General features: G+C 67.6%; 16 protein-coding genes. 5 read left to right on the top strand and 11 right to left on the bottom strand.

The window, feature by feature from the left end:
• Positions 1–6: 6 nt before the first annotated feature.
• The 5 genes from C1933_RS00140 to adh all read right to left on the bottom strand — a co-directional run bounded on the left by C1933_RS00140 (position 7) and on the right by adh (position 6,476).
• Positions 7–2,760: a TonB-dependent receptor gene (locus C1933_RS00140; protein WP_234414593.1), complete on the bottom strand. Its 2,754-nt coding sequence runs from the start codon at positions 2,758–2,760 to the stop codon at positions 7–9.
• A gap of 169 nt (positions 2,761–2,929) precedes the next feature.
• Positions 2,930–3,325: a hypothetical protein gene (locus C1933_RS00145; protein WP_108751694.1), complete on the bottom strand. Its 396-nt coding sequence runs from the start codon at positions 3,323–3,325 to the stop codon at positions 2,930–2,932.
• Positions 3,326–3,349: 24 nt separating this feature from the next.
• Positions 3,350–3,727, bottom strand: a complete 378-nt coding sequence (locus tag C1933_RS00150; protein WP_108751695.1) for a DUF779 domain-containing protein — start codon at positions 3,725–3,727, stop codon at positions 3,350–3,352.
• Between the two features lie 116 nt (positions 3,728–3,843).
• Positions 3,844–4,872, bottom strand: coding sequence for an alcohol dehydrogenase AdhP (gene adhP / locus C1933_RS00155; protein WP_108751696.1), 1,029 nt, complete (start codon positions 4,870–4,872; stop codon positions 3,844–3,846).
• A 74-nt stretch (positions 4,873–4,946) separates the two neighbouring features.
• On the bottom strand, positions 4,947–6,476 hold the full coding sequence (gene adh, locus C1933_RS00160) for an aldehyde dehydrogenase (RefSeq protein ID WP_108751697.1): 1,530 nt from the start codon (positions 6,474–6,476) through the stop codon (positions 4,947–4,949).
• Between the two features lie 225 nt (positions 6,477–6,701).
• Here adh and C1933_RS00165 point away from each other — a divergent pair, with 225 nt between their 5' ends.
• Positions 6,702–8,576, top strand: a complete 1,875-nt coding sequence (locus C1933_RS00165) for a sigma-54-dependent Fis family transcriptional regulator (protein ID WP_234414594.1) — start codon at positions 6,702–6,704, stop codon at positions 8,574–8,576.
• 125 nt (positions 8,577–8,701) lie between these two features.
• On the opposite strand, the gene eda is transcribed toward C1933_RS00165, so the two are convergent.
• Both eda and C1933_RS00175 read right to left on the bottom strand, forming a co-directional pair.
• Positions 8,702–9,340, bottom strand: coding sequence for a bifunctional 4-hydroxy-2-oxoglutarate aldolase/2-dehydro-3-deoxy-phosphogluconate aldolase (eda, locus tag C1933_RS00170; RefSeq protein WP_108751699.1), 639 nt, complete (start codon positions 9,338–9,340; stop codon positions 8,702–8,704).
• A complete protein-coding gene (locus C1933_RS00175) occupies positions 9,327–10,346 on the bottom strand; it encodes a sugar kinase (protein WP_108751700.1) in 1,020 nt (339 codons plus the stop codon). Before C1933_RS00175 ends, eda begins: the two co-directional genes overlap by 14 nt.
• Before the next feature lie 285 nt (positions 10,347–10,631).
• Here C1933_RS00175 and C1933_RS00180 point away from each other — a divergent pair, with 285 nt between their 5' ends.
• The 3 genes from C1933_RS00180 to C1933_RS00190 all read left to right on the top strand — a co-directional run bounded on the left by C1933_RS00180 (position 10,632) and on the right by C1933_RS00190 (position 20,696).
• Entirely contained in the window at positions 10,632–13,412 is a 2,781-nt protein-coding gene (locus C1933_RS00180; RefSeq protein ID WP_108751701.1) for a TonB-dependent receptor, read from the top strand.
• 224 nt (positions 13,413–13,636) lie between these two features.
• Positions 13,637–16,819 carry a TonB-dependent receptor gene (locus C1933_RS00185; RefSeq protein WP_108751702.1) on the top strand — a complete coding sequence of 1,061 codons (3,183 nt, stop codon included), beginning with the start codon at positions 13,637–13,639 and terminating at the stop codon, positions 16,817–16,819.
• Positions 16,820–16,877: 58 nt separating this feature from the next.
• Positions 16,878–20,696, top strand: coding sequence for a LamG-like jellyroll fold domain-containing protein (locus C1933_RS00190; RefSeq protein ID WP_108751703.1), 3,819 nt, complete (start codon positions 16,878–16,880; stop codon positions 20,694–20,696).
• A gap of 352 nt (positions 20,697–21,048) precedes the next feature.
• Here the strand turns inward: C1933_RS00190 and C1933_RS00195 are convergent, their stop codons facing one another.
• The 4 genes from C1933_RS00195 to C1933_RS00210 form a co-directional block, all read right to left on the bottom strand.
• Positions 21,049–21,636 (bottom strand): cysteine dioxygenase family protein, encoded by a 588-nt coding sequence (locus C1933_RS00195; protein WP_108751704.1) that lies wholly within the window; start codon positions 21,634–21,636, stop codon positions 21,049–21,051.
• Between the two features lie 121 nt (positions 21,637–21,757).
• The gene (locus tag C1933_RS00200) at positions 21,758–22,615 is read right to left on the bottom strand and encodes a rhamnogalacturonan acetylesterase (RefSeq protein WP_108751705.1); all 858 of its coding nucleotides are present in this window, start codon (positions 22,613–22,615) and stop codon (positions 21,758–21,760) included.
• Between the two features lies 1 nt (position 22,616).
• Positions 22,617–24,242: a carboxylesterase family protein gene (locus C1933_RS00205; RefSeq protein ID WP_108751706.1), complete on the bottom strand. Its 1,626-nt coding sequence runs from the start codon at positions 24,240–24,242 to the stop codon at positions 22,617–22,619.
• Positions 24,239–25,273, bottom strand: a complete 1,035-nt coding sequence (locus C1933_RS00210; RefSeq protein WP_108751707.1) for an alpha/beta hydrolase — start codon at positions 25,271–25,273, stop codon at positions 24,239–24,241. Before C1933_RS00210 ends, C1933_RS00205 begins: the two co-directional genes overlap by 4 nt.
• A 155-nt stretch (positions 25,274–25,428) precedes the next feature.
• On the opposite strand from C1933_RS00210, the gene C1933_RS00215 reads away from it, so the two are divergent.
• Positions 25,429–26,256 carry a 2-keto-4-pentenoate hydratase gene (locus tag C1933_RS00215; RefSeq protein WP_108751708.1) on the top strand — a complete coding sequence of 276 codons (828 nt, stop codon included), beginning with the start codon at positions 25,429–25,431 and terminating at the stop codon, positions 26,254–26,256.
• The last annotated feature ends 13 nt before the right edge of the window (positions 26,257–26,269 follow it).

The following is a 26,269-nucleotide window of genomic DNA, read 5'->3' on the forward strand; positions in this document are numbered from 1 at the left end:
CGCCGATCAGAAGTCCGCGCGGATGCCGAAGGTCACCCGGCGTCCGGAGAACTCGTACTGGGTCGGGAAGGCCTTGTTGATCGTATAACCGCTGGTCTTTTCATCCAGCAGGTTGATCGCTTCCAGGTTCACCTTCCAGGTGTCGTTCAGGCGCAGGCCGATGGACGCGTCCAGCTGACCGTAGGCATCGCGGTAGACCGGGTACATGTTCAGGTGGATGTACTCGACGTACTTGTCCTTGTAGTTGTACGAGGCGCGCGCGCTGAAGCGATCGTTCTCGTAGTACAGGGTGAAGTTGTACGCCTTCTCGGCAAGGCCTTCCGGCGGGGTGGGAATGTCCAGGTCCGAAGCGCCGGTCAGCGAGTTGTCCAGCTGGGTGTAGTTGGCATTGATACCCCAGCCTTCCAGCGCCGGATGCAGCATCGACAACGGCAGCTGCGCCACCAGCTCCACGCCGGTCACCTTGTAGGAACCGTCCGCATTGACCGGCTGGTAGACCTCGAAGTCGTAGTAGCCGTCGAGCGACCCGTTGGCATTGAGCTTCTCCACGCCGGGCACGATGCCGGTCAGCGACTGCCGCACCACGCCATCGATCTTCTTGGAGAAGTACGATGCGGCCAGCAGCCCGCCGTTCTGCAGGTACTTCTCAAGGCCCACTTCCCACTGCCGGGCGGTGGTCGGCTTCAGTGCCGGGTTGCCGTCCATGAAGCGGAAGCTGCTCCAGCTGACCGTGCGGCGATAGGCGATGTCGGTCAGCGACGGGCGCATCAGCGTTTCCGATGCGGCGCCGCGCAGCACCAGGCCATCGGCAATCTCGGCGGTCATGTTGAAACTGGGCAGCACATCGCTGTAATCGCCGCTGCTGGAAATCGGCGTGGGCGTGTAGCCGTTGCTGCCATCGGCGTTCTGCACCGGGTGGAAGCCGGCCGAATCCACATCGGTGTCGATCGAGCGCACACCCAGGTTGGCATACACCGGCACCCGGCCGATATCGAAGTAGAAATCGGCCATGGCGTACAGCGCCAGGGTCTTCTCTTTCACTTCGTAGTACTGGCCTGGATCAATCGGCGTGCTGTAGCCGGGGTAGCGGAACGTCGCGCGTGCATAGGCGTTGGACACCTGCTGCCAGTCCAGATCGCTGGGGCGATAGCCGCCGCCCGGCGCCAGCTGGCTGATCCAGGTCGGGTTGCTGTCGGCCAGGGTGCGGGTGTTCACCCAGGCCACGCTGCCGGCGCTGGGGCCCTGGATCTTGCCGCTGCCGAACGCGCGTTCCTTGGTCTTGTCGGTATAGCGCGCGCCGAACTGCACGGCGTTGAGCGCGGGGAAGAACGCCAGGTTGAGCTGCCGGCGCAGGTCGAGCTGCGCGGCGTACTTGTCATCCTTCACGTTCTCCACTTCGGTTTCGTAGGCCTCGAACAGGTATTTCTCCGGCGAGGCATACATGTTGAAACCGTTGGAGGCTGCACTGGGCACGGTCTCGCCGCCATCGGCAGTCCAGCGCGTGCGCGAGGGCGCATAGGCCACATGCTTCAGGTTGGCGTAGTCCGAATCCTTGCGCGCGCCGGAATAGCCGACCAGCGCGTCGATATCCCAGCCGCCCACCTTCCAGTCCAGTTTGCTGCTGAACTGGCGATAGTCGGTGTTGGCGCTGCGTTCCTTGCTGAGGATCTCGTGCTGGGTGGCGGTGTAGGACACATCCTTCAGCACGGTGATGCCATAGGCCGACAGGGTGTCGCTGTCGTAGTCGTGGATGGTGTCGAGCGTGCTGCGGCTGGAGGCCGAATAGGCGGCCGCATCGTACTCGTCCTCATGCGTGTCGTAGCCGCCGAACATGGCATCGAAGCTGAGCGAGAACGTATCGCTGGGCTTGAACTGCAGCGATGCGGTGGCACCCCACTGGTCCTGTTCGTTCAGATAGACGCGGTCGCCGACCTTGTCCTGGAAGATGATGCGGCTGGTTTCATCCTTGTCCATGCGGTCCTGCACGATGATGCCCGCATCGCGCGCCAGCACCGCCGCGGCCTGCGCGCCACGCGTGCCTGACGCCTCCAGGAAGCGCCCCATCGGCCGGAAGTTGATGCCCGAGTTGGAATCAGTACGGTTCGTGCGCTTGGCCTTGGAGAACGACACCAGGCCACCCCAGTCGCCCCAGGTGTCGCTGGCCAGGAACGAGATCTTCGGATCGATCTTGCCGTTGATCGAGTTGTGCGAGGCTTCGGCCGAGGCGCTGAACTTCGGTTCGGCATAGTCGAACGGCTTGGCGGTTTCGATGTAGACCGAGCCGGCGATGCCCCCTTCCTCGTCGGCCGCGGTCGGCGACTTCTGCACGGTCACCGTCTGCACCACGTCGGCGGCGAAGATGTCGAACTGCACATCACGCCCACCGCTGCCGGAGGCCGTGGCCAGGTTGTTGATCGACACCAGGGTGAACTCGCTGGGCAGGCCACGCACGCTGACCTTGCTGCCCAGGCCCTTGTTGCGCTCGATGGTGACACCGGGCATGCGCTGCAGCGCTTCGGCCAGGTTCTGTTCGGGGAAATCGGCCACGTCGGTGGCCACGATCGAATCGGAGAAACCGATGTTGGCGCGCTTGAGGTCGACGGCCTCCTCAAGGCTTTTGGCGTAGCTGCCGGTCACGGTCACCGTGTCCAACTGCTGCAGCTGTTGGCGGGTATCGCCATCGGCGGCCTCTTCGGCCATCGCGTCGATGGGCAGCACGGCCAGGCCGCCGATCAGCACCGCATGCACGGCGCGGGACAAAAGCTTCGCATGGGGAGCCGCAACGGCGGCTTCCCGGATCTGGTGACGCATCGGATGATTTCCCGGTTCCCTGTGGTGTCTTACGCCGCGCCTGCCCCTTTATCCGTGGGTGCAGGCCCCTGCGCCGCGTTGCCGACGTTCGGCGGGCACCGAGCCTAGGGGGGAATTGTTAAGCCTGTGTTGCGCTGCGCGAGGGGCGGCGCCCGAACCACCAGCCCAGCAGCAGTTGCACCGGCAGTGACAGCAGCAGGGAAACCGCGAACCAGCGTGGGAAATCGCCGCCCATCAGCCACAGACCGTAACCGGCACCGAGCACCAGCAGCAGCCACACCGAGGTGCCATGCGCGCGCGGCCAGCACGGCGCGTAGTAGGTCGCGAAGGCAATGGCGGCGATGCCGCCCAGCACGCTGAAGCCCAGGTCCCAGCCCAGCTGCGCTTCACTGCCCGGGTGCAGGCCGAACAACGACGGCAGCCAGCCACCGGCGCTGCTGACCAGAGCCAGGGCAAGCAGCGCACCGATCAGGGCGACGATGGACAGGAAGATGGTTTTGAGCAGGGCAGGCATGCACACATTGTACGGCGCGCCGGGTCATGCCTTGCTGGCGGCCTGCAAGGCGGCGAACTCTTCATCGCTGAACAAGCGCGAGCGCACCAGGAAGCGCACGCCCTCGCCGTTTTCCAGCGAAAACATGCCGCCCCGCCCGGGCACCACGTCGATGATCAGCTGTGTGTGCTTCCAGTATTCGAACTGCGAGGGGCTGATGTGGAACGGCGCGCCGCCGATCTCACCCAGGCAGACGTCACGGTCGCCCACGATGAAATCGCCCTGCGCGAAGCACATCGGCGAAGAGCCATCGCAGCAGCCACCGGATTGATGGAACAGCAGCGGGCCGTGGCGCGCGTGCAGCCGCTCGATCAGCTGCAGTGCGGCCAGGGTGGCGGTGACCTGTGGCGGAAGGTCGTTCATGGTGGCCTCGTTCGAGGGTCAGAGCCCTCTGCCAGTGGCAGAGGGATCCGACCCCTTTGCACGCCTGCCGCGCCCGTGGGAGAGGGGGACGGGCGCGGCAGCCGTGCGCGGGAGGGTCAGGCGGCGAAGTCCAGCACCACGCGGCCTTCAATGGTGCCCGCGTGCATGCGCGCGAACACGTCGTTGACGTTCTCCAGGCGGTCGGTGCTGACCGTCGCCGCCACCTTGCCCTCGGCAGCGAACAGCAGCGATTCCTGCAGGTCCAGGCGGGTGCCGACGATGGAACCGCGCACGGTCACCCCGTTGAGCACCATGCCGAAGATATCCAGGGGGAAGTTGCCCGGCGGCAGCCCGTTCAACGACACCGTGCCGCCGCGGCGGACCATGCCCAGCGCCTGCTCGAACGCCTTGGGCGACACCGCGGTGACCAGTGCACCGTGCGCGCCGCCGATTTCCTTCTTCAGGAACGCGGCCGGATCGGTGGTGCGCGCATTCACCGTCACCTGCGCGCCCAGGCGCTCGGCAAGCTTCAGCTTGGCATCGTCCACGTCCACGGCCGCTACGTTCAGGCCCATGGCGCGTGCGTACTGCACGGCCATGTGGCCCAGGCCGCCGACGCCGGAAATCACCACCCAGTCGCCGGGCTTGGTGTCGGTCACTTTCAGGCCCTTGTAGACGGTCACGCCGGCGCACAGCACCGGTGCGATCTCCACGAAGCCCACTCCCTTGGGAAGCAGGCCGACATAGTTGGCATCGGCCAATGCGTACTCGGCGAAACCGCCGTTGACCGAATAGCCGGTGTTGCGCTGTGTTTCGCACAGCGTTTCCCAGCCGCCCAGGCAGTGTTCGCAATGGCCACACGCCGAGTACAACCAGGGGATGCCGACCCGGTCACCTTCCTTGATGTGGCCGACCCCGCCGCCCACGGCCACGACGTGCCCCACGCCCTCGTGGCCGGGGATGAACGGCGGGTTCGGTTTCACCGGCCAGTCGCCCTCGGCGGCGTGCAGGTCGGTATGGCAGACGCCACAGGCCTCGATCTTGACCAGTACCTCGCCCGCCCCCGGGCGCGGTACCACCACTTCTTCGATGACCAGCGGCTTGCCGAACTCACGGACAACGGCGGCCTTCATGGTTCTGTTCATGCATGGATCTCCGTAGTGCGCTTGCGGACAGAATGGCGCCGGCGGCGAACCGGCGCCTTGATCACGATCAAACTTCAGAAGAAACCCAGCTTCTTCGGCGCGTAGCTCACCAGCAGGTTCTTGGTCTGCTGGTAGTGGTCGAGCATCATCTTGTGGTTTTCGCGGCCGATGCCCGACTGCTTGTAGCCGCCGAAGGCCGCGTGCGCGGGATAGGCGTGGTAGCAGTTGGTCCACACCCGCCCGGCCTGGATCGCGCGCCCGACCCGGTACAGGCGCGCCGCATCGCGGCTCCACACGCCCGCCCCCAGGCCGTACAGCGTGTCGTTGGCGATCTGCAGGGCCTCTTCCTCGGTCTTGAAGGTGGTCACCGCCACCACCGGCCCGAAGATTTCTTCCTGGAAGATGCGCATGCGGTTGTGGCCCTTGAACACAGTGGGCTTCACGTAGAAGCCGCCGGCCAGCTCACCCTGCAGCGTGTTGCGCTCGCCGCCGATCAGCACTTCAGCGCCCTCCTGGCGGCCGATGTCGATGTAGGACAGGATCTTTTCCAGCTGCTCGCTCGATGCCTGCGCGCCGATCATCGTGTTCGGGTCCAGCGGGTCACCCTGGACGATCGCCGCCACGCGCGCCAGCACGCGTTCGATGAACTTCTCGTAGATCGATTCCTGCACCAGTGCACGCGAGGGGCAGGTACAGACCTCGCCCTGGTTGAGCGCGAACATCACGAAGCCTTCCACCGCCTTGTCGAGGAAGTCATCGTCTTCGGCCATCACATCGGCGAAGAAGATGTTGGGCGACTTGCCGCCCAGCTCCAGGGTGACGGGAATCAGGTTCTGGCTGGCGTACTGCATGATCAGGCGGCCGGTGGTGGTTTCACCGGTGAAGGCGATCTTGGCGATGCGCGGGTTGCTGGCCAGCGGCTTGCCCGCTTCCAGGCCGAAGCCGTTGACCACGTTCAGCACGCCCGGCGGCAACAGATCGCCGATCACTTCCATCAGCACCAGGATCGAGGCCGGGGTCTGCTCGGCGGGCTTGAGCACCACGCAGTTGCCGGCGGCCAGCGCCGGGGCCAGCTTCCACGCCGCCATCAGCAGCGGGAAGTTCCACGGAATGATCTGCCCGACCACGCCGAGCGGTTCATGGAAGTGGTAGGCCACGGTGTCCGCATCGATCTCGGACAGGCTGCCTTCCTGCGCGCGCAGGGCACCGGCGAAGTAGCGGAAGTGATCGACCATGAGCGGCAGGTCGGCGTTGAGCGTTTCGCGGATCGGCTTGCCGTTGTCCCAGGTTTCGGCATGGGCCAGCAGTTCCAGGTTCTGCTCGATGCGGTCGGCAATGCGGTTCAGCACCAGCGCGCGCTGGGCCACCGGAGTGCGGCCCCAGCCCTCCCGGGCGGCGTGGGCCGCGTCCAGCGCGGCTTCAACATCGTCGGCATTGGAGCGGGCCACTTCGGTGAACACCTGGCCGTTCACCGGCGAGGTGTTGTCGAAGTACTGGCCGCTGCGCGGGGCAACCCAGTCGCCGCCGATGTAGTTGCCGTAGCGCGGCTTGAAGATCGAACGCGGGTCGGTGGCATGCGGACGGGTGGACGGTACGGCGTTCATGCGGGGCTCCCAACGGGTTGGCGTAGTGCCCGTGCTGGCGCAAGGACGGTGCCAACTGTGGCGTGCTGCGGCGCGTCACGAGGTCCTGCGCTGCCCCGCCTGCGCCTGAGACGCGCGGCTGCGGCGCTGCAGCAGCGGCCTTCCTTGCGGGCTGGCGCGCGATGTGCTGTTAATCGGAACAGGTCCTGAAACAACTGTCGCAGAATGCGACACAGGAGGCTGTCGGTGTCCCCGCTTGCTCCCGACCCGCGCCTGGGCAGTGCCCGGCGCAGTTTCTTCGAACGCGGTGCGGCGCCGGTGGGCGCGGTGCCCGACGCCATCCTGCACTCGTGGCAGCGCTGCCAGCGCCATGGCCTGCTGGTGGACGCGCAACCCAATGCCGAACCGCTGACCGATGGCCGCCTGCGCGAGCTGCGGCAGCGCCGCGAACGGTTGTGGCGGCAGGCCCGGCCCGAACTGGAAGGCTTGGCGGCGGAGATGACCCACAGCGGCAGCATCGTGCTGCTGACCGACGAGGATGGCTGGATCCTGGATGCCGAAGGCAGCACCGGCTTCCTGGACAAGGCTGGCCGTGTCGCGCTGATGCCGGGCGTGCGCTGGGACGAAACCAGCGTGGGCACCAACGCGATCGGCACCGCGCTGGTGGAAGGCCGTGCGCTGCAGGTACGCGGTGGCGAACACTACTTCGCCCCGCACGGCATCCTCACCTGCTCGGCGGTACCGATCATGGACCCGCACGGCCAATGCCTGGGGGTGCTGGACGTATCCGGCGACGCGCGCCTGCCCCACCTGCACGCACTGGCCCTGGTGCGGCAGGCGGTGGCCCAGATCGAGCACCGTGGTTTTGCCGATGGGCTGCCCGACTGCGAGCTGTTGCGCCTGCACCACCAACCGGTGCTGCTGGGCAGCGCGCGGGAGGGCGTGCTGGGCTTCCGCGGCGGGCGCCTGGTCGCGGCCAACCGTGCCGGCCTGGCCCTGTTCGGGCTGGAGCGCCATGACATCGGAAGAACGCCGTACGAAGCCTTGTTCGAGCAACCGCTGTCACGGCTGGCCGACGATGGCGTGCTGCTGGATCGCCAGGGCCGCCGCCTCTACGGGCTGCGCCAGCCGCGCGGTACGCGGCGCGCGCAGGGCGCCCCCGCGCAGCGCCTGCCGCAGGCGCCGCCGGTGGTCGCAGCGGTTCCGCGCGGGCCGTTGTTCGATGCCGCCCAGCAGGCGCAGCTCGACGCGGCCGGGCGGGTCCTGCAGGCGGGCCTGCCGGTGCTGCTGCAGGGTGAAACCGGAACCGGCAAGGAAGTATTCGCACGTGAACTGCATGCGCGCAGCGCACGCGCGGGGCGGCCGTTCGTTGCGGTGAACTGCGCTGCATTGCCCGAGGGCCTGATCGAATCGGAGCTGTTCGGTTACGAAGAAGGCGCGTTCACCGGCGCGCGCCGCCACGGCAGCACCGGGCTGCTGCGCCAGGCCGAAGGCGGTGTGCTGTTCCTGGATGAGATCGGTGACATGCCGCTGGCGCTGCAGCCCCGGTTGCTGCGCGTGCTGCAGGAACGCGAGCTGTCGCCGCTGGGCGGCGGCAAGCCGGTGAAGCTGGATTTCGCCCTGGTCTGCGCCAGCCACTGCGACCTGCCGCAGGCGGTGGCCGCCGGGCGCTTCCGCGCGGATCTGTACTACCGCATCGCCGACCACGTGGTGACCCTGGCACCGCTGCGCCAGCATCCCGATCGTGGCGCGGTGGTCGATGCGCTGTGGCAGCAGCTGGGCCACGACCAGGCGTTGCCCGCTGCCACCCGTGCCGCGCTGGCGGCCTGTGCCTGGCCGGGCAACCTGCGCCAGCTCAGCGCCTGCCTGCGCACCCTGGTGGCGTTGGCAGGGCCAGGCCAGCCGGCAGGCCCGGAACTGCTGCCTGATGGCGTGCGCAACGGTGCGGCGGACACCGTGCCACCGGTACTGGCGTCCACCGCAGCACTGGGGGAGATTGCCGAAGCGGCGATGCGCCAGGCGCTGGCCGCGTGCGAGGGCAATGTAAGCGCAGCGGCCAAGCGGCTGGGAATCAGCCGCAGCACGCTGTACCGGCGGCTGGGCGCACCGCGCGGCGGTTGAACGCGGGGCAATGCCGGGCTTGCGCGACGAACCCGGTCCGTAGAGTCGAGCCTGCTCGACTGCTCTACGCGAAATGCCGCGAAAGGCCAGTCGAGCAAGCTCGACTCTACCAACGGCGGTGGCCGTCAGCTGGCCAGTACCGAGGCCTGGCGTGCCAGGTCTTCGATGCCCTGCCAGTCGCGCGCCTGCACCAGGGCGGCGGTGGTCAGCCACGAACCGCCCACGCACAGCACGTTGGGCAGGTGCAGGAACTGCGGTGCGGTCTGCACGCTGATGCCGCCGGTCGGGCAGAAGCGCACATCGGCGAACGGGCCGTGCCAGGCCGACAACAACGCCGCGCCACCGGCCTGCACCGCCGGGAAGAACTTGAAGGTGTCCAGCCCGTGCTCAAGACCCACGATCAGCTCCGAACCGGTGGCCACGCCCGGCAGGTACGGAAGGTCGGCATCGCGGGCGGCGGCATACAGGGTGGGCGTTGCGCCGGGCGACACCGCGAAGCGCGCACCGGCGGCCTTCGCGGCCTGCATCTGCGCCGGCGTCATCACCGTGCCAGCGCCGACCACGGCATCGGGCACGGCCTCGACCATCGCCTTGATCGCCTCCAGCGCGCGCGGCGTGCGCAGGGTCACCTCGATCACCGGCAGGCCGCCACGGAACAGGGCCTGTGCCACCTGCACCGCATCGTCCACGTCATCGGGAGTGAACACCGGGATCACCGGGGCCAGTTTCAGTACCGCACGTACGCGCGGATCAGCGCCGGACATCGAATCGCTCCTCGCCCACCAGGGCCAGCACGTCAGCTTCGCTGACAGGGTTGAAATCGCCGGGGATCGAATGCTTCAGTCCGCCGGCCGCCAGGCCGAAGCGCACGGTGGCCTCGGCATCCAGACCGGACAGGATGCCATGCAGAATGCCGGCGGCGAAGGCGTCGCCACCGCCGATGCGGTCGACGATGCCCTGCAGCTGGCGTACCGGCGCCTGAGCGCGGGTGCCATCGCGGCCCAGCAGCAGCGCGCCCAGTGCGTGGTGGTCCACGCTGATCGCCTGGCGCTGGGTGCAGGCCATCCACTGCAGGTGCGGGAAGGCGGCAAAGGCGGCCGCCGCTGCGGCTTCCACCTTGGCCACCACATCGGCCTGCTCGAACCGCTGGCCGAGGATCACCTCGATGTCGCGGTAGTCGGCGAACACGATGTCGGCCTGCGCGAACAGCTGGTGCAGGATCGCCTGCGCATCGCCGCCCCAGCGCTGCCACAGCTTGGGCCGGAAGTTGCCGTCGAAGGACACGCGCACGCCCAGGGCGCGCGCTGCACGCGCTGCTTCCAGCGTGGCCTGCGCCACGTCCGGGCCCAGCGCCGGGCTGACCCCGGACAGGTGCAGCCACTGCGCGCCCTGCAGCAGTGCCGGCCAGTCGTAGTCGGCGGCAGTACTGCGGGCGAAGGCCGAATCGGCACGGTCGTAGACCACTTCGCTGGCCCGCTGCACCGCACCGGTGGTCAGGAAGTACAGGCCCATGCGCCCATCCGGGTCCTGGCGTACGCCGCGCGTGTCCACGCCATGGCGGCGCAGTTCGCCCAGCACGTGCGCGCCCAGCGCATTGCCGGCCACGGTGCTGACCATGGCCACCTCATGTCCGAAGCAGGACAACGAGACACCCACGTTCGCTTCCGCACCGCCCACATGCACCTGCAACTGCGGCGACTGCAGCAGCAGCTCGCGACCTGGTGCTCCCATCCGCAGCAGCAGTTCCCCGAAACACACGACACGACCCATTTCCGCTCCCTTACGCTGGCCGCCAGCACGTACGGCTGCACGGCGTGGAATCGCACCACGCACCCGCGTGGCGGTTGGCTATCGGTGTCATTGTAGATCCGACCCGCCGTCCGCACAGCCTAGCAAACTGTCGGAAGCATTGTCCCGCAAGCGTCTTGGAGACATTGCAGATCTGTTGCGGTGCAAGATGCCGGAACCGGGAGGTGCTGTTACCGTCCGCCTTGACCAGCGGTGTCATTCCGCTGAAACACTCGCGAGACCAGACCTTTGGGAGAGGGGAAAGGCATGCATTCTCGGAACCACGCAAAAAAGACACCGGTTACCTTGCTCGCCATGGCCGTCGGCCTGGCACTGTCGGCAGGCGCCGCCGCCCAACAGCAGAGCGAAGCGCCCGCCGCCACCAACCTGGACACGGTGAACGTCACCGGCTACCGCGCCAGCGTGGAAAAGGCGCTGGACATCAAGCGCAGCGAATCCGGCGTGGTCGACGCCATCGTGGCCGAGGATGTGGGCAAGTTCCCCGACCTGAACCTGGCCGAATCGCTGCAGCGCATTCCCGGCGTGGTCATCACCCGCGAAGCCGGCGAAGGCCGCAACATTTCGGTGCGCGGCCTGGGCCCGGATTTCACCCGCGTGCGCTTGAACGGCATGGAAGCGCTGACCACGGTGGGCGCCGGCGACCAGAGCGGCGGCACCAACCGTGGCCGTGGCTTCGACTTCAATGTGTTCGCCTCGGATCTGTTCTCGCAGATGATCGTGCGCAAGACCGCCTCGGCCGATGTCGAGGAAGGGTCGCTGGGCGCCACGGTGGACCTGCGCACCGCGCGCCCGTTCGACTACGACGGCTTCACCTTCGCGGCCAGCGGCCAGGCCGGCTTCAACGCCATGGCTGAAAAGGCCGACCCGCGCATGGCCGCGCTGATCGCCAACACCTTCGCCGACGGCACCTTCGGCGCGCTGCTGTCTGTGGCCTATTCCGAACGCCAGGCGCTGGAAGAAGGCTCCAACACCGGGCGCTGGGCCAACGGCACCAGCAACGGCGGGTTCGCCGCCAGCCCGCTGTTCCCGGCCGCGCGCAGTGCCGATGTGTACCACCCGCGCTTCCCGCGCTACGTGCAGATGGAACACGAACAGAAGCGATTGGGCGTGACCGGTTCGCTGCAGTGGAAGCCGACCGATCGCACTGAAATATCGCTGGATACGCTGTACTCGAAGATCGACGCCACGCGCGACGAACACTACATCGAAGCGATCTCGTTCAGCCGCAACCGCGATGCCGCCACCGGTGCCAACCGCCGCCCCGACCGCGACGGCAAGCCGGTGATGGTGGTGCGCAACGGCGAGATCCGCAACAACGCGCTGGTCTACGGCGAATTCGACAACGTCGATATCCGCAGCGAGAACCGCCACGACGAATGGAGCACCGAGTTCAAGCAGGCCAGCCTGAACTTCGATCATCGCTTCAACGATGCGTTCTCGTTGAACGGCAAGCTGGGCGTCTCGCGTTCCAAGCACGAGAACCCGGTGCAGACCACCATCATCATGGACAAGTACGATGTGGATGGTTACAGCTACGACTACCGTGGCAACAGCCGTGCGCCGGTACTGAACTACGGCATCGACCCGACCAACCCCAATGGCTGGGAGCTGGCCGAGATCCGCCTGCGCCCGCAGTACGTGGACAACGACTTCGACACCGCCGAAGTCAACTTCAACTGGAACATCAGCCCCGGCTTCCGCCTGAAGGGCGGCGTGCTGGCCAAGAACTACACCTTCGACACGCTGGAACTGCGCCGCAACAGCGAAGGCGCGGTACCAACCTTCGCCAACGGTTCGCGCATCGTGCCGGTGGACCTGACCAGCCAGGCCGGGCTGAAGGGCATCTCCGGTTCGCCGTCGAGCTGGGTGGTGCCGAACCTGGATGCCGTGGCCGACGCGCTGGACATCTACAGCAACACCGGCACGTTCGCGCTGGCACCGCGTGCCAACAACAGCCGCAGCGTGGAAGAGAAGGACCGTGGCGTCTGGCTGATGGGTGAGTTCTCCACCGATCTGGGCAGCATTCCGCTGTCGGGCAACTTCGGCGTGCGCTACGTGCAGACCGAACAGACCTCCAGTGGCGCGGCCACCGTGGGCGGCGTGCTGGTGCCGGCCACCACCAACCGCAAGTACAACGACACCCTGCCCTCGTTCAACCTGGTGGCCGAGATCACCCCGGACTTCCTGATCCGCCTGGGCGCGGCCAAGGTGATGAGCCGACCGGGCCTGGGCAACCTGACCCCCGGCGTGACCGTGGCCGTGGCCGGCGGTGCGCGCACCGTGGCCGGCGGCAACCCGAACCTGGATCCGTTCCGCGCCACCAACGTGGACATGAGCTTCGAGTGGTACTTCAACGAAGGCGCGATGGCCGGCATCGGCCTGTTCTACAAGGACATCGAATCGTTCGTGCAGACCACCCGCGAAGTGCGCCCGTATTCCACCAGCGGCCTGCCGGCCAGCCTGCTGGACGGCACCGGTGCATCGGTCAACGATGACTTCACCTTCAGCATTCCGCTGAACACCCCCGGTGGCGAGCTGTACGGCGTGGAAGCCAACTACACCCAGCCCTTCACCTTCCTGCCCGGCAAGTGGTCGAACCTGGGCGTGCAGCTGAACTACACCTGGGTCGACACCAGCATCCAGTACGTGAACGGCAACGGCGTGGCGGTGATGAAGAACCAGCTGACCGGTACCTCGAAGAACGCCTGGAACGCCACGCTGTTCTACGAAGGCGAGGTCTGGTCCGGGCGCGTGTCGGCCACCAACCGCAGCGATTACCTGACCCAGGCACCGGGCCAGGAAACCGGCTTCAACCTGGATGGCTACCACGGCATGACCGGCACCACCGTGCTGGATGCTTCGATCCGCTACCGCATCAGCGACCAGCTGGAACTGAGCCTGGAAGGCATCAACCTGACCAACGAAGCATCCGACGAGTGGGTGTACTCGCCCACCACCGGTCAGCTGCCGCTGCAGTACACCGAAACCGGCCGCCAGTATCTGCTGGGCGTGCGCTACAAGTTCTGATGCAGCCGCGGCGGCGTGTGCGCACGCCGCCGCATTCCCGTGCAACGACATACCGCTGCGGCGCACTGCTGCGGCGCAAGATGCCGCGTCCCATGTGCTTTGTTACGTTCACGCATGACCCGCGGTGTCAGCACGTCGTTGCACCCGCGTCGTGCCGGAGGAGGCCGGCACGAACGCAGCAACGCACCTGCAACGCTTGAGGACACCCTGGGAGGGGATTTCAGATGGATTCGTCGCTCGCGCTTCATCGCGGCCGCGCGCCGCGCGCCGTGCTTGCCCTGTCGATCGGCCTGGTGCTGTGCCAGGCTGCCTATGCCCAGCAGACCCCGGAAGCGGCTGCGTCCGCACCCGATGCGGTCGACCTGGACAAGGTGGAAGTAAAGGCCACCTACCGCGAAAGCCTGCAGCAGTCGCTGGACGAGAAGCGCTACAGCGTCGAGCAGGTCGATGCGATCTACGCCGAGGACATCGGCAAATTCCCCGATCTGAACCTGGCCGAATCGATGCAGCGCATTGCCGGCGTATCGATCGACCGCGAAGGCGGCGAAGGCCAGCAGATTTCCGTGCGTGGCCTGGGGTCGGACTTCACCCGCGTGCGCATCAATGGCCTGGAAGCCCTGTCCACCGCCGGCAGCGGCACCACCGGGGTGAACCGCAGCCGTGGCTTCGACTTCAATACCTTCGCCTCGGAACTGTTCAGCCGGGTCAAGGTGAACAAGACCCAGTCGGCGCAGATGGATGAAGGCTCGCTGGGTGCGACCGTCGATCTGCGCGCCTCGCGACCGTTCGATTTCGAGGGCTTCCAGGCCTCGCTCAACGGCCAGTACGGCTTCAACGAACTGTCGCGCAGCAAGGACCCGCGCGTGTCTGCGCTGCTGAGCAACACCTGGGCCGATGGCCGCTTCGGTGCGCTGATGTCAGTGGCGTGGAGCAAGCGCACCATCTTCGAGGAGGGCTACAACCCGGTTCGTTGGGAGCACGGCAACTACCGCAACTCCAACCAGTCCACCGCTGCCAACAACGGCACCTACGGTTTCTGCAGCCCGGTGGGCTACGACCCGCAGACGCCGCGCAACCCGGCCAGCAATGAAACCGCGCAGGGCGTGGGCAGCGCCGCCAACCAGGCGCGCAACAACGGCTGGGGCAGCTACGGCATCGATGCCACCCACTGCGGCACCGGCATCGACCGGCCGGCGGCCACGGCAGAAAACATCGCCGCCTACGAGACCGCGACCAATGCGTGGATTCCCCGCTACCCGCGCTACGTACGCACCGAACACGAGATCGAACGGCTGGGCGTGACCGGCGCGCTGCAGTTCCGCTTCAGCCCCGACAGCCTGTTGAACCTGGACCTGATGTATTCCCGCCTGGACAAGGACCAGCGCGAGGATTCGCTGGGCGCCAACCTGCACCGCACCGCGCAGTACGGCGGCAAGACCCAGATCGCCGTGCGCGAGGCGCAGGTGGATGCGCAGAACCGCCTGGTCTACGGCGTGTTCGACAACGTGGATTTCCGCACCGAATCGACCTCGATCGAAGAGACCACCGAGTTCAAGCAGGCCAGCCTGAACTTCGAGCACCGCTTCAACGACGCGGTGCGCCTGGACGCGCTGGTCGGCCATTCCTCGTCCAGCTTCGAACGTCCCGTGTTCTCCATGGTCAGCTTCGACAACAGCAACCTGGATGGCTTCGTGCTGGACATGCGCAACGGCGCCAGCATGCCCTCGATGACCTTCCCGTTCGCGCTGGGCGATGCCGCATCGTGGCAGTGGCTGGGCTATGGCACTGCACCGGTGAATGCCAACGGCACCGCGCGCGGCGGCAACATCAGCGAAGTGCGGCTGAACCCGCAGTACGTCGACAACAGCTTCGACACCGCCAAGGTCGACCTGACCTTCAACATCTCGCCCACCTTCACCCTGCGCGGCGGCCTGGCCTACAAGGACTACGGCATGAGCACGCAGGAATACCGCAACATCAGCTACGGGCGCATGTCGCAGGCGCTGCCCAGCGGCGTGGGCGTGGGCGATCTGTCCACCACCCTGGACGGCTTCGGCAAGGGCCTGGACGGCAACACGCCGAACGGGTGGTTGATTCCCGATTTCAGCCGCATCGCCGAACTGCTGGATATCTACTGCAACTGCAACACCGGCACCCTGGGCGGCGACTACCGGCTGGCCGGCGTGGGCCACTATGGCGCATCGAACAACAACTTCGACGTGACCGAGAAGAGCTACGCCAGCTACCTGCAGCTCGATTTCAACACCGAACTGTGGGACCGGCCGTTCCGCGGCAACCTGGGCCTGCGCTACGTGCGCACGCAGATCGATGCCAGTGGCTATGCGCCGTGCCAGGCCGCCAACAGCAACGACCTGTCGTCGCAATGCGAGCCATTCCTGGGCGTGGCCAGCGCCACCGCCGATGCCGGCGAGCGCCTGCTGGTCGGCACCACCGTCGCCCACCGCTACGACGACTGGCTGCCGTCGCTGAACCTGGCGTGGGACCTGACCGACACCTTCGTGCTGCGCTTCGGCGCGGCCAAGACCATGGCCCGGCCCACCCTGTCCAACCTGTCGCCCAGCGTCAGCGGTGGCCCAACCGCCTTCGTCGATGAAGACCGCTACTACTCGATCAACCTGGGCAACCCCAAGCTCGATCCGTTCCGCTCCACCAACTACGACCTGAGCGCGGAGTGGTACTTCCAGGAAGGCGCGCTGCTGTCGGCGGCGGTGTTCTACAAGGACATCGAAACCTACGTGCAGCGCACCCGCCTGCTGACCACCTGGCAGGACATGGGCTATTCGCTGGACCTGCTGCCGGCCGGCTTCAGTCCGAACTCGCTGTTCAACGTGCAGAGCTACTTCAACACGCCGGGCGGCCCGTTGAAGGGCTACGAGCTGACCTACCAGCAGCCCTTCAGCTTCCTGCCGGGCTTCTGGAAGAACTTCGGCATCCAGCTGAACTACACCCACGTGGATTCGAAGATCAAATACCTCTTCAGTTCCGGCAGCGGCGACACCATCGTCACCACCTACACCGAGAACGACCTGCTGAACCTGTCGCCGAACTCGTACAACGCCACCCTGTACTACGACGACGGGCGCTTCAGTGCGCGTGTTTCCACCAGCTACCGCGACGCCTACATCAACCAGATCCTGACCCAGGAAAACGTCTGGGACCTGGACGGCAACCAGTACGCCACCGCCGACGTGACCGGCAAGTACAGCGTGGAGAACGTGGATTTCAACATGTCCTGGAAGTTCAACAAGCAGCTGACCGTCAGCTTCGAGGCGATCAACCTGCTGGACAGCGCCGATGAGCGTTACGTGGACTCGGCCTTGTCCCTGCCCGACCGCTACACCCATACCGGTCGCCAGTACTACCTGGGGCTGCGCTACAAGTTCTGAGCCCCTGCCTGCCCTGCCGTACCGCTGCACCGTCGAATGCTGCTGAAAGGAAGGTTCCATGCACCGCACCGCTTCTGCTTCGCCCCGTCCGCGCCGCCGCCTGCTGGTGGCCGCGCTGCTGCTGGCCACCGCCCTGCCTGCGGGCGCCGCGGCACCGCCCGCGCTGCTGTTCCACGTGGACGCCAACCAGGGACTGACCGCGGTGACGGCGCAGGGCGAGGCGGTGCCGAACTTCCGCGACAAGGCGGCGGTGGTGGACGACGGCGCACGCGGCAAGGCGATCCAGTGGGAAGACGATGGCGTGCTGGCCTGGGATGCACCCGGCAACATCCAGGCCCAGCGCGGCACCCTGGCCTTCGACTGGCGCCCGCGCTACGCCGTGGGCGAAGCACCGTTCGTGATCTTCCGCGTGGGCTATGCCGACCACAGCAGCTGGGACATGGCCTGGCTGCGCATCGACTGGAACGGCCACGGCTTCGATGCGTTCGTGACCGATGCCAACCTGGCACGCAGCCGCGTGTCGTTCCGCATGGACACACCGCCGCGGCCGGACCAGTGGCTGCACCTGGCCTTCGCCTGGGACGAGGACCAGGGCGTGCGCCTGTTCGTGGATGGGCGCGAAGTGGCGCGCACGCAGGCCACCGGCGATTTCGATGCCGCGCTGGACCAGTTGGGCCTGGCCGGGCGAGTGATGGCCCCTTACCAGGTGCAGAGCCGCTACAACTTCCTGCGCGGCAGCGATTTCCAGCACATCCGCGTGTACGACCGCATGCTGGATGGGCCCGCCGTGGCCGCACTGGCGCGCGGCCAGGCACCGGCCAGCGCGGTGGCGTCGGCCACCGACGAACGCGCCTGGCGCCATCGCTTCGGCTGGGAAGGCGCCGCCCCGCCTGCGCTGTCGGCGGCGGGCACGCGCATCCGCAAGATCGAGTTCGCCGACACCCGCGACCTGAAAGCGTGGATGTGGAAGGCCACCGATGGCATTGCCGAGACCACCTGGCCCGGCGTTTACAACCGTTCGCGCCTGCCCGGCCGCAACGACTACTTCCAGTTGCCGGACTGGAACACCTACGTCGAAAGTGGCCAGCACCTGGACCTGACCCTGCCGGTGGGCGAAACGGTGAACCGGGTTGAGATCCGCGGTGCGGCCTTCGGCACCCTGGCCCACGGCGCCGACGCCGCGCATGCCAGCCAGGTGCTGGCCACGCGGCAACAGGGCGTGGTGCGCAGCGTGCAGGACATTCCCGCGCAGTCCGGTGGCGTGCTGCGCTTCAGCAACGTGGAACAGGAAACCCCGATCCAGGAAATCTGGGCCTACCACGTGAGCGAGGGCGCCGAGCCCGACGGCACGGTGAAGCAGACGTACATCATCGACAGCCAGGCCCTGCCCGACTACACCAACCTGGACGCGCTGCGCCGCTACATCGACGGCCGCTATCCGGCCGCCGAGCGCAGCACGGTCATGGCCCTGCCCAAGGGCGCCGGCTCACGCCGCCGCAGCGCCGATACCCTGCCGGCGCAGCCGCGCCCGATCGTGCACGTGCTCATTCCCTCCGGCGTGGGCGATGCGCCGGCCAACCAGCCGTTGATCCGCAGCTGGGCCTACAGCTGGGAAAACATGCACGACGGCCTGGACGGCGTGGCCATCGACCTGCCCGCGCTGGACCTGCCGGCCACGCAGGACGGCCTGATTCCGCTGAACATCCGCATCAAGGATCCGATCTGGCCGGCGCGCGACATGATTGATGTCTCGGTGTCGGTGCAGCCTGGGCAGAAGCGCACGCTGTGGCTGGACCTGCGCGACCGCATCCTGACCCCCGACAGCCTGTGGCTGAGCATCGCCTCGGCGGCACCGGGCTTCGACGCCGCTGCGCTGGATGGTGCGCAGGTGCGGCTGGTGTTCAAGCCGCGCGCCGAAGCGCTGAAGGAACACGTGGCCGACCGCTTCAACCAGGTGCGTGACAACTGGGGCTTCCTGGTGGAAGAACACACCACGTCCAAGCGCCAGCGCCTGTACGCGCGCGTGTACGCCGACCTGAGCGATCTGCTGCGGGTCGACCCGGACCACGAACTGGGCCGGCTGTACTGGAACTACATCAGCTACAACAGCCAGGGCCGCCCGCCGTTCAGCGCCCCGCAGGTGCCCAAGGGCGTCCCCGCCTGGGCGTTCCACCAGCTGCAGGACCTGGCCCACGTGCGCCGCTTCGTGGACTGGTGGATCGACGAACGCCAGGTGGCCTACGGTGATTTCGGCGGCGGCATCTCCGACGATTCCGACCTGACCCAGCAGTGGCCGGGCCTGGCCCTGATGGGCGTGCAGCCGGACCGCCTGAATGCCTCGCTCACCGCGTTGTCCGATGCGGTGTACCGCAACGGCATGTTCAGCAACGGCCTGAGCACCATCGAAACCGACGAACTGCATTCCTACGAGGAGGGCATCAACACCAACAGCGCCATGCTCTACCTCAACTGGGGCGACCCGCTGACGGTGGAGCGGCTGATGGAAACGGTGAAGGCATTCGACGAACGCATCATCCTGCGCAATCCGCAGGGCCACCTGCTGTTTTCCAGCAACTGGTTCGGCGGCAACAAGGTCTACCGCGAACCGAACTGGCAGTGGCAGAAGCCTTACTCGTTCCCGGTGCTGCACCCGGCGTTCCTGCTCGGCCAGTACAACGCCGATCCGACCGGCCGCAAGCTGGTGATCGGCCTGGCCGACGGCTATCTGGCCCACGCCGGCCGCGACGACAAGGGCCGCTTCACCCTGCCCAACGAAATCAACTGGGCCACCGGCGCCACCCGCGGCGGTGAACTGAACAACGGTTCCGGCAGCGGCGACATCATGCATACGTTCTGGGCCGCCTGGCGCTGGACCGGTGATGCGAAGTACCTGCAGGCGCTGGACTACCGCGTGGCCCGTGGCGGGCCGGGTGCGCTGGCCAACCTGGGCGAGAACTACGTGGAAGTGCTGGGCCGCCAGCAGGACTGGTACCCGCAGCTGACCGCCGATGCCAAGGCCGGCAAGACCGGCTTCGCCAGCCTGATGGCCTGGCAGGCGACCGGCGACCTGCAGTACATCGACGCACTGCATGCCGACGGTGTGCAGGCCAAGGCGCAGCGCGAGTACATGAACACCGAAGGCCACTGGTGGTCCGATCGCGTGGAAGCGCCCAGCGAGTTCCTGCAGCGTGCACGCCTGGGCGGCATCGCGTTGAAGCGCAACCAGAGCTGGCCCGGACACACCGTCAGCTGGCGCTTCGACCGCGAAGACGCCGCCGAGCAGGTCGCCCTGCTGGTGCATGCGCCATCGCGCGAGCGCTTCACGGTGACCAGCTACACCCTGGGCAGCCGCACCATCGCCGCGGACATGACCGGCTGGAACGTGGCCAGCGGCACCTGGCGCGTGCGCAGTGGCGTGGATACCGATGGCGATGGCCGCATCGACGGCAGCCCGCGCGAGCGCACCGTGCAGTTGGAAACCAGCGTCGCGGTGCCGATGCAGTTCCGCCCCGGCCGCACCGAGATCTTCGAGTTCGAGCGGGTGAGCGCGGGTACACCGGTGGAAACCCGCCCGGACCTGGGCATCGGCCGCGGCGATCTGCGCGTGGACGGGCGCCAGGTACTCGTGACCGTGCACAGCCTGGGCCATGTGGGCAGCGGCGTGGGCGTGGCCGTCCTGGAAGATGCGCGTGGCCGCGAGATCGCACGCAGCGAGGTGCCGGCCATGGCTGCCCCGGCCGAGCTGCAACCGAAGACGGTGGTGGTGTCGCTGCCGTTGCCGGCCGGCGACCGCAGCGGCCTGCGCGTGCGCGTGGCCTTGGCCGATGGTGGCGAGGAAGTGACCCGGTTGAACAACGTGGCCGACGTACCGCGTTGAGGATGCGCACGCACGCGGCAACGCCCGGCCGGTTCCAACGTACCGCGTTGAGGGGGATCTGATCGCCCTGGCGTTCGTAGAGTCGAGCTTGCTCGACTGCGCTTTGCATGGCGCCAACAGCAGTCGAGCAAGCTCGACTCTACGAAGCGGCGCAGCGCGCAGCCGGTTGAACAATGTGGCCGACGTGCCGCGTTGAGGAGGATCTGATCGCCCTGGCTTTCGTAGAGTCGAGCTTGCTCGACTGCGCATTGCATGGCGCCAACAGCAGTCGAGCAAGCTCGACTCTACGAAGCAATGCAGGGCGCAGCCGGTTGAACAACATGGTCGCCGGGCCATGCCCGGCGGCACGCGGTCACGCCGCGTCGGTCTCCATCATCTTCACCCGGCGCTGGTACCAGCCGTCGCCCAACGGATCGAACACCGCACTGCGTTCCATCACGCCCTGGTACACGTGCACCGACACGGCCACGTCGTCATCGCTGGCGTTGCGCAGCGTGTGGTACTCGTGCGGTGGAATCAGGCTGCCGGCGCTGCCGCGGTAGCCGTACAGCGCTTCCTGCGCGGCGAATCGGTGGCGTTCGCCCTGGCGTTCCAGCAGCGCATACGGGGTAACAATCAATTCGCCCTGCCAGACCCCTTCCACGCACCACATGGCATCGTGGTCGTGCAGTGGCGTGCCCTGCCCCGGCCCCCAGCACATGGCGATGACGCTGTAGCCCAGGGTCGGGCTGCGGTGCAGTTCGCGACGGGCGTAGTGGCCGTCCACCGGGCGGCGTACGCAGGGTGGCAACTGAATCTGTGGATCGGCAATGGCCTCGCGCAGCACACGCTGCAGGGCGCCAGTGATCGCGCGCGGATCGGCCAGGCAGACGGCGCCGTCGATGGCCGCAAGCAGGCGCTCCCGGCCCGCAAACGGCAGTGGTGTGAATCGCTCTCCCATGACAGCCAGTCTAGGCGAGCGGGGTTAACAGAATGTTGTCATCCTGCTGCGGTGAGTGGGATGCAGCCGATTGCGACAGTTATCGCCGAACATCAACGAAAATGGCGGGTCAATTACGACATCATGGCAACAGCAACGGACGCAGCGCCGGCACCTCGCGGGCCAGTTCGGTCGCCACCAGGCTGGCGAACACCGCTGCGCCGTCCGCACCCAGGTGGGTGTAATCGAAGGCCCGCTTGGCCTGTCCCATCGGTTCCAGCGCGGCGTTCTGCGCCGCCGCCGTTGCACCGGCCACCGCAGGGCTGGCGCCGACCGTGGTGCCGCCCAGCGCGCTGGCCACCTGCGCCTGGCTGGCCGGTGCCTGCGCCAACTGCATGGCCGGCACCGGCCCCAGCGCCTGCACCAGGGCGCGGCTGCGCGCATGCAGGTCCACCAGCGGCACCTGCAGTTCGCGCGCCACGGTGCGCACGCTGTCGGCCCATGGCGCCAGATCATCCACCAGCGCGCCATCGACGAACTGGCGACGGGTGAGCGGGGTCAGCAACACCGGCGTGGCACCGGCGGCACGTACCTGCTGCACGTAGCGGCGCAGGTTGTCGGGGAACTCGTGCTGCAGATCGGTGGACCGCCCCGGCTTGCCCGGCTGGTCGTTGTGGCCGAACTGGATCAGCACCCAGGTGGCGGCGTAGCCCGGCGTGCGCATTTCCGCCTCGACCAGCGCCCACGAACCTTCGGCACGGTAGTTGTACGTACTGCGGCCGCCACGCGCCAGGTTCAGGCAGGCCGCGAACGAGGTCACATGGTCGGCGCAGAAACGCGGTCCCCAGCCGCCCTGCACCGCCGTGGTGGAATCTCCCACCAGCACGATCTTGCTGGCGCGGATCGGCGTGGGCGGTGGGCGGTCACTGATCGAAGGATCCGCCGCGGCCTGCGCGGTGCCGGCCGCCAGCAGCGCCAGCAGGACAGTCAGAAAACGCATCTCAGGCAGTTCCTCGCTGCAGGAAAGGCACGCGCTGGTAGAGCTCGCGCTCGCCACCACGCGGGTCATCGGCGCCGCGGCTGTGCACGTCGAACAGCATGGTGCGCCGCTGCGGCAGGGTGTACGGCGCCCATGCCGGCAGACCGGCATGGTTGGGATCGCCGTGGCGGGCAAAGGCGATCAGCGCATCGCTCATGCGCGCCGCCAGTGCACGCGCCTCGCTGCCGCCGCCGGTGCGCGCGCTGGGCAGCCCAGCGTTGTCGAACACCAGCGGGATATCCAGCGTATGGAAGGCGCGCAGGCGGCCGTCTTCCACCGGCGAGGGCCAGTCCAGCTGGTAGGCCCAGGTAGGCGCCGCAGCGGCCGGCTGCCGTGCACGCGCCTCCAGCTCTTCCACCGCGCCGCGCCACGAACGGCCGGCGGTGGTGGCGGCGAAGAACACTTCCGACGCCGTGTAGTGCGGGTACATGCGCCGGTAGGCCTCGATCACCACCGACGGCAGCAGGTCGACGAACTGCTGTTTTTCCAGTTGCGCCGGCAGGGTGTTCCAGTCCAGCGCGAAGTTGGCTGGATCATTGCCCAGGAACGCGCGGGTCTCGTCGCGGGTGTTGCCGATCACCATCGGGATGGCCGCCGATTGAGCCGGCGCCTGCGGCCAGAACGGATGCACCGGCAGTACCACCTCGTCCAGCACCGGACCGAAGTACAGCGCGGTGTCTTCCACCCGCGACGGATCGCGGGCCCGGGTGGCAGCCAGCAGATCGGCCGTCGGCAGGCGCAGCAGCGCCGTCATGTCCGCCGCACCTACGCTCTGCATGGCCAGCGCCGCACGCTGCGCTGCTGCACGCGGGCCGGCCGCGGTCACCTGTTGTCCGCTCATGGTCCAGGCGCGCTGGAACAGGCCGCGCGCGGCGGGCATGGCCATCAGCGTGGCGATCTTGGCGCCACCGCCGGATTGGCCGAACACGGTGATGTTGTCGGCGTCGCCGCCGAACACGGCCGCATGCGCGCGTACCCAGTGCAGGGCCTGCACCAGATCCAGCTGGCCCACGTTGCCGGACATCGCGTAGCGCGGGTCGCCCAGCGCGCCCAGGTACAGATAGCCGAAGGTATTCAAGCGGTGGTTCAGCGTGACCACCACCACATCGCCGCGCCGGCACAATGCACTGCCGTCGTACAGCGGGTCGCTGCCCGAGCCGTTGTTGAAGCCGCCGCCATGGATGTAGACCAGCACCGGACGGCGCGCGCCGTCGTTCAGCGCAGGGGTCCATACGTTGAGGAACAGGCAGTCTTCGCTGCCCGGACCTTCGCCGCCACCCTGCGGTGCCGCCGCGCCGTATTCCAGTGCATCGGCAATGCCGCGCCACGGCGCCTCCGGCCGCGGCGGCTGGAAGCGGTAGGCACGGGTGTCGGCGCCGTAGCGCAGGCCACGGAACACGTGCACGCCATGTTCGCGCTGGCCGCGCACGCGGCCGCCCCGCACCCGCGCCACGACCTGCGTATCTGCGCGCGGGCCGGGTGCCGCCAGGGCGGCAGGTAGCGCTGCCATCGTTGCCGTGGCCAGCGCCCAGCGTGCACTGTCGCGCAGGAAACGGCGGCGCTGAAGATCGTTCGGCGCGGTGTTCATCGGCTACCCCGGGGTTGTATCCCCTCTCCACCGGGGAGGGGCTCTGACCCCACCCCTGCCTCACCCGCCGCCAGCCACGCCTGCGCCAGCGCCGGCCACAGCGCCAGCGTGGAACCGGGCGCAACCCGCATGCCGAAACCATGTCCGCCGTGCGCGAACAGGTGCAGTTCGTGCTCCACCCCGGCCGCCGCCAGTGCCTGCGCCATCAGCGCGCTGTTGTGCACGCTCACCACGCCATCGTCGCTGGCATGCACCAGCAGGGTGGGCGGCATGTCCGCGCGCACCTGCTGCTGCATCGAATACTGTGTTGCCAGCGCGGGATCCGACTGTTCGCCCAGCAGGCGCTTGCGCGAACCGCTGTGTGCGTGCGCGCCCATGTCGATGACCGGATACACCAGCACCGCCCGTGCCGGGCGCGCGCTCAGCTGATCGATGGCATCGCGTGCCGGATAGGCCGGAACATCGAAGCCGGTGGCCAGCCGTGCCGCCACATGGCCGCCGGCGGAAAAGCCCATCACCGAGACGCTCCGCGCGTCCAGCCCGCGCCGGGCCGCCTGCGCGCGCACCACGCGCATCGCACGCTGTGCATCGGCCAGCGCGGCCTGGCGGTCGCGGCCCGGCTGCGGCAGCCGGTAGCGCAGCACGAACAGCGTGTAGCCGGCGCGGTCCACCCACTCCGGCAGCAAGGCGCTGTCTTCCTTGTCGATCACCACGCGCTGGTAGCCGCCGCCGGGAATCACCAGCAGGGCAAGGCCGTTGCTGCGTGCGGGGGTGTGCACCAGCAGGTAGGGCGCGTCCACCTGGTCGACGTAGCGGTCAGGCTGCGCCGGGTCACTGCTGCGCTCGACCACCCGTGGCGGCCGGGGCTTCCCCTGTTCGCCGGGCACCTGTCCGACCGGCCACAGCGCGATCTGTTCGCCCGCCAGCTCCTGGCTGGGCCGTTCGCCCTCGCGCAGTGGCGTGGCGCCACCGCTCAATGGCGTGGCCAGCAGAAGAGCGCACAACAACAGCACCACAGGACGCAGACGCATGGCAGGCAAGGGCTCCGAAGGCAGGGAACAGCGTGCCCCAAGGCAAGGTCCGGTGCACTTGATGCGCTGCGGCTTGCACGATGACACCGGTTTACCATATACACCTCCTGCAGACGCTGTCGATGGGCAGTGCAACAAACACAGGGAGACCGTTCTTGAGCAACGAACACGGCACACACGGGCAGACGCCGCCGCCGGACGATGCGGCCGCGATCGCCCACGCCTTCACCACGGCGCGCCGCGCCGGGCAGGCCCTGCCCGCATTCCCGGGCAATATCCCCGCCGACCTGGTCAGTGCCTACCAGCTACAGGACCTGGCCATTGCCGCCTGGGATGACCAGGTGGTGGGCTGGAAAGTGGGCTACATCGCCGCCGAGCGCCGCGATGGGTCCGGGGACGAGCGCCTGCTGGGCCCGGTTTTTTCCCGTCAGCTGAAAAATGCTACCGGTGGAACAACGGACATCCCGATCTTCGTCGGCGGCTTCGCGGCGGTCGAAGCCGAGTACGTGCTGGAGCTGTTGGAGGACGCTCCGGCCGGACAGGTGCAGTGGACCCCCGAGCAGGCCGAAGCCCTGCCCGCCCGCCTGTACATCGGCGTGGAAGTGGCCAGCAGCCCGCTGGCCACCATCAACGAACTGGGCCCGCGCGTGGTGGTATCCGACTTCGGCAACAACAACGGCCTGGTGCTGGGACCGGAGATCGTGGACTGGACCACGCGCGATGAAACCGCACTGCGCGCCGAAACCTTGATCGAAGGCGAAGTGGTCGGCACCGGTGGTGCCACCCGCCTGCCGGGCGGGCTGCGCGCGGCCTACGCGTTCGCGCTGTCCCGTTCGGCGCTGCGTGGCCGCCCGCTGCGCAAGGGCGACCTGATCGCCACCGGCAACGCGACCGGCATCCATGACATCACCGCCGGGCAGACCGCGCTGGTGCGTTTCGCCGGCTTCGGCGACATTGCCTGCAGGGCCGTGCCGGCCGGGTAACCGCCAGCACGCC

The organism is Stenotrophomonas sp. ZAC14D2_NAIMI4_6 (assembly GCF_003086875.1).
In the GTDB taxonomy this organism is placed as follows: Bacteria; Pseudomonadota; Gammaproteobacteria; order Xanthomonadales; family Xanthomonadaceae; genus Stenotrophomonas.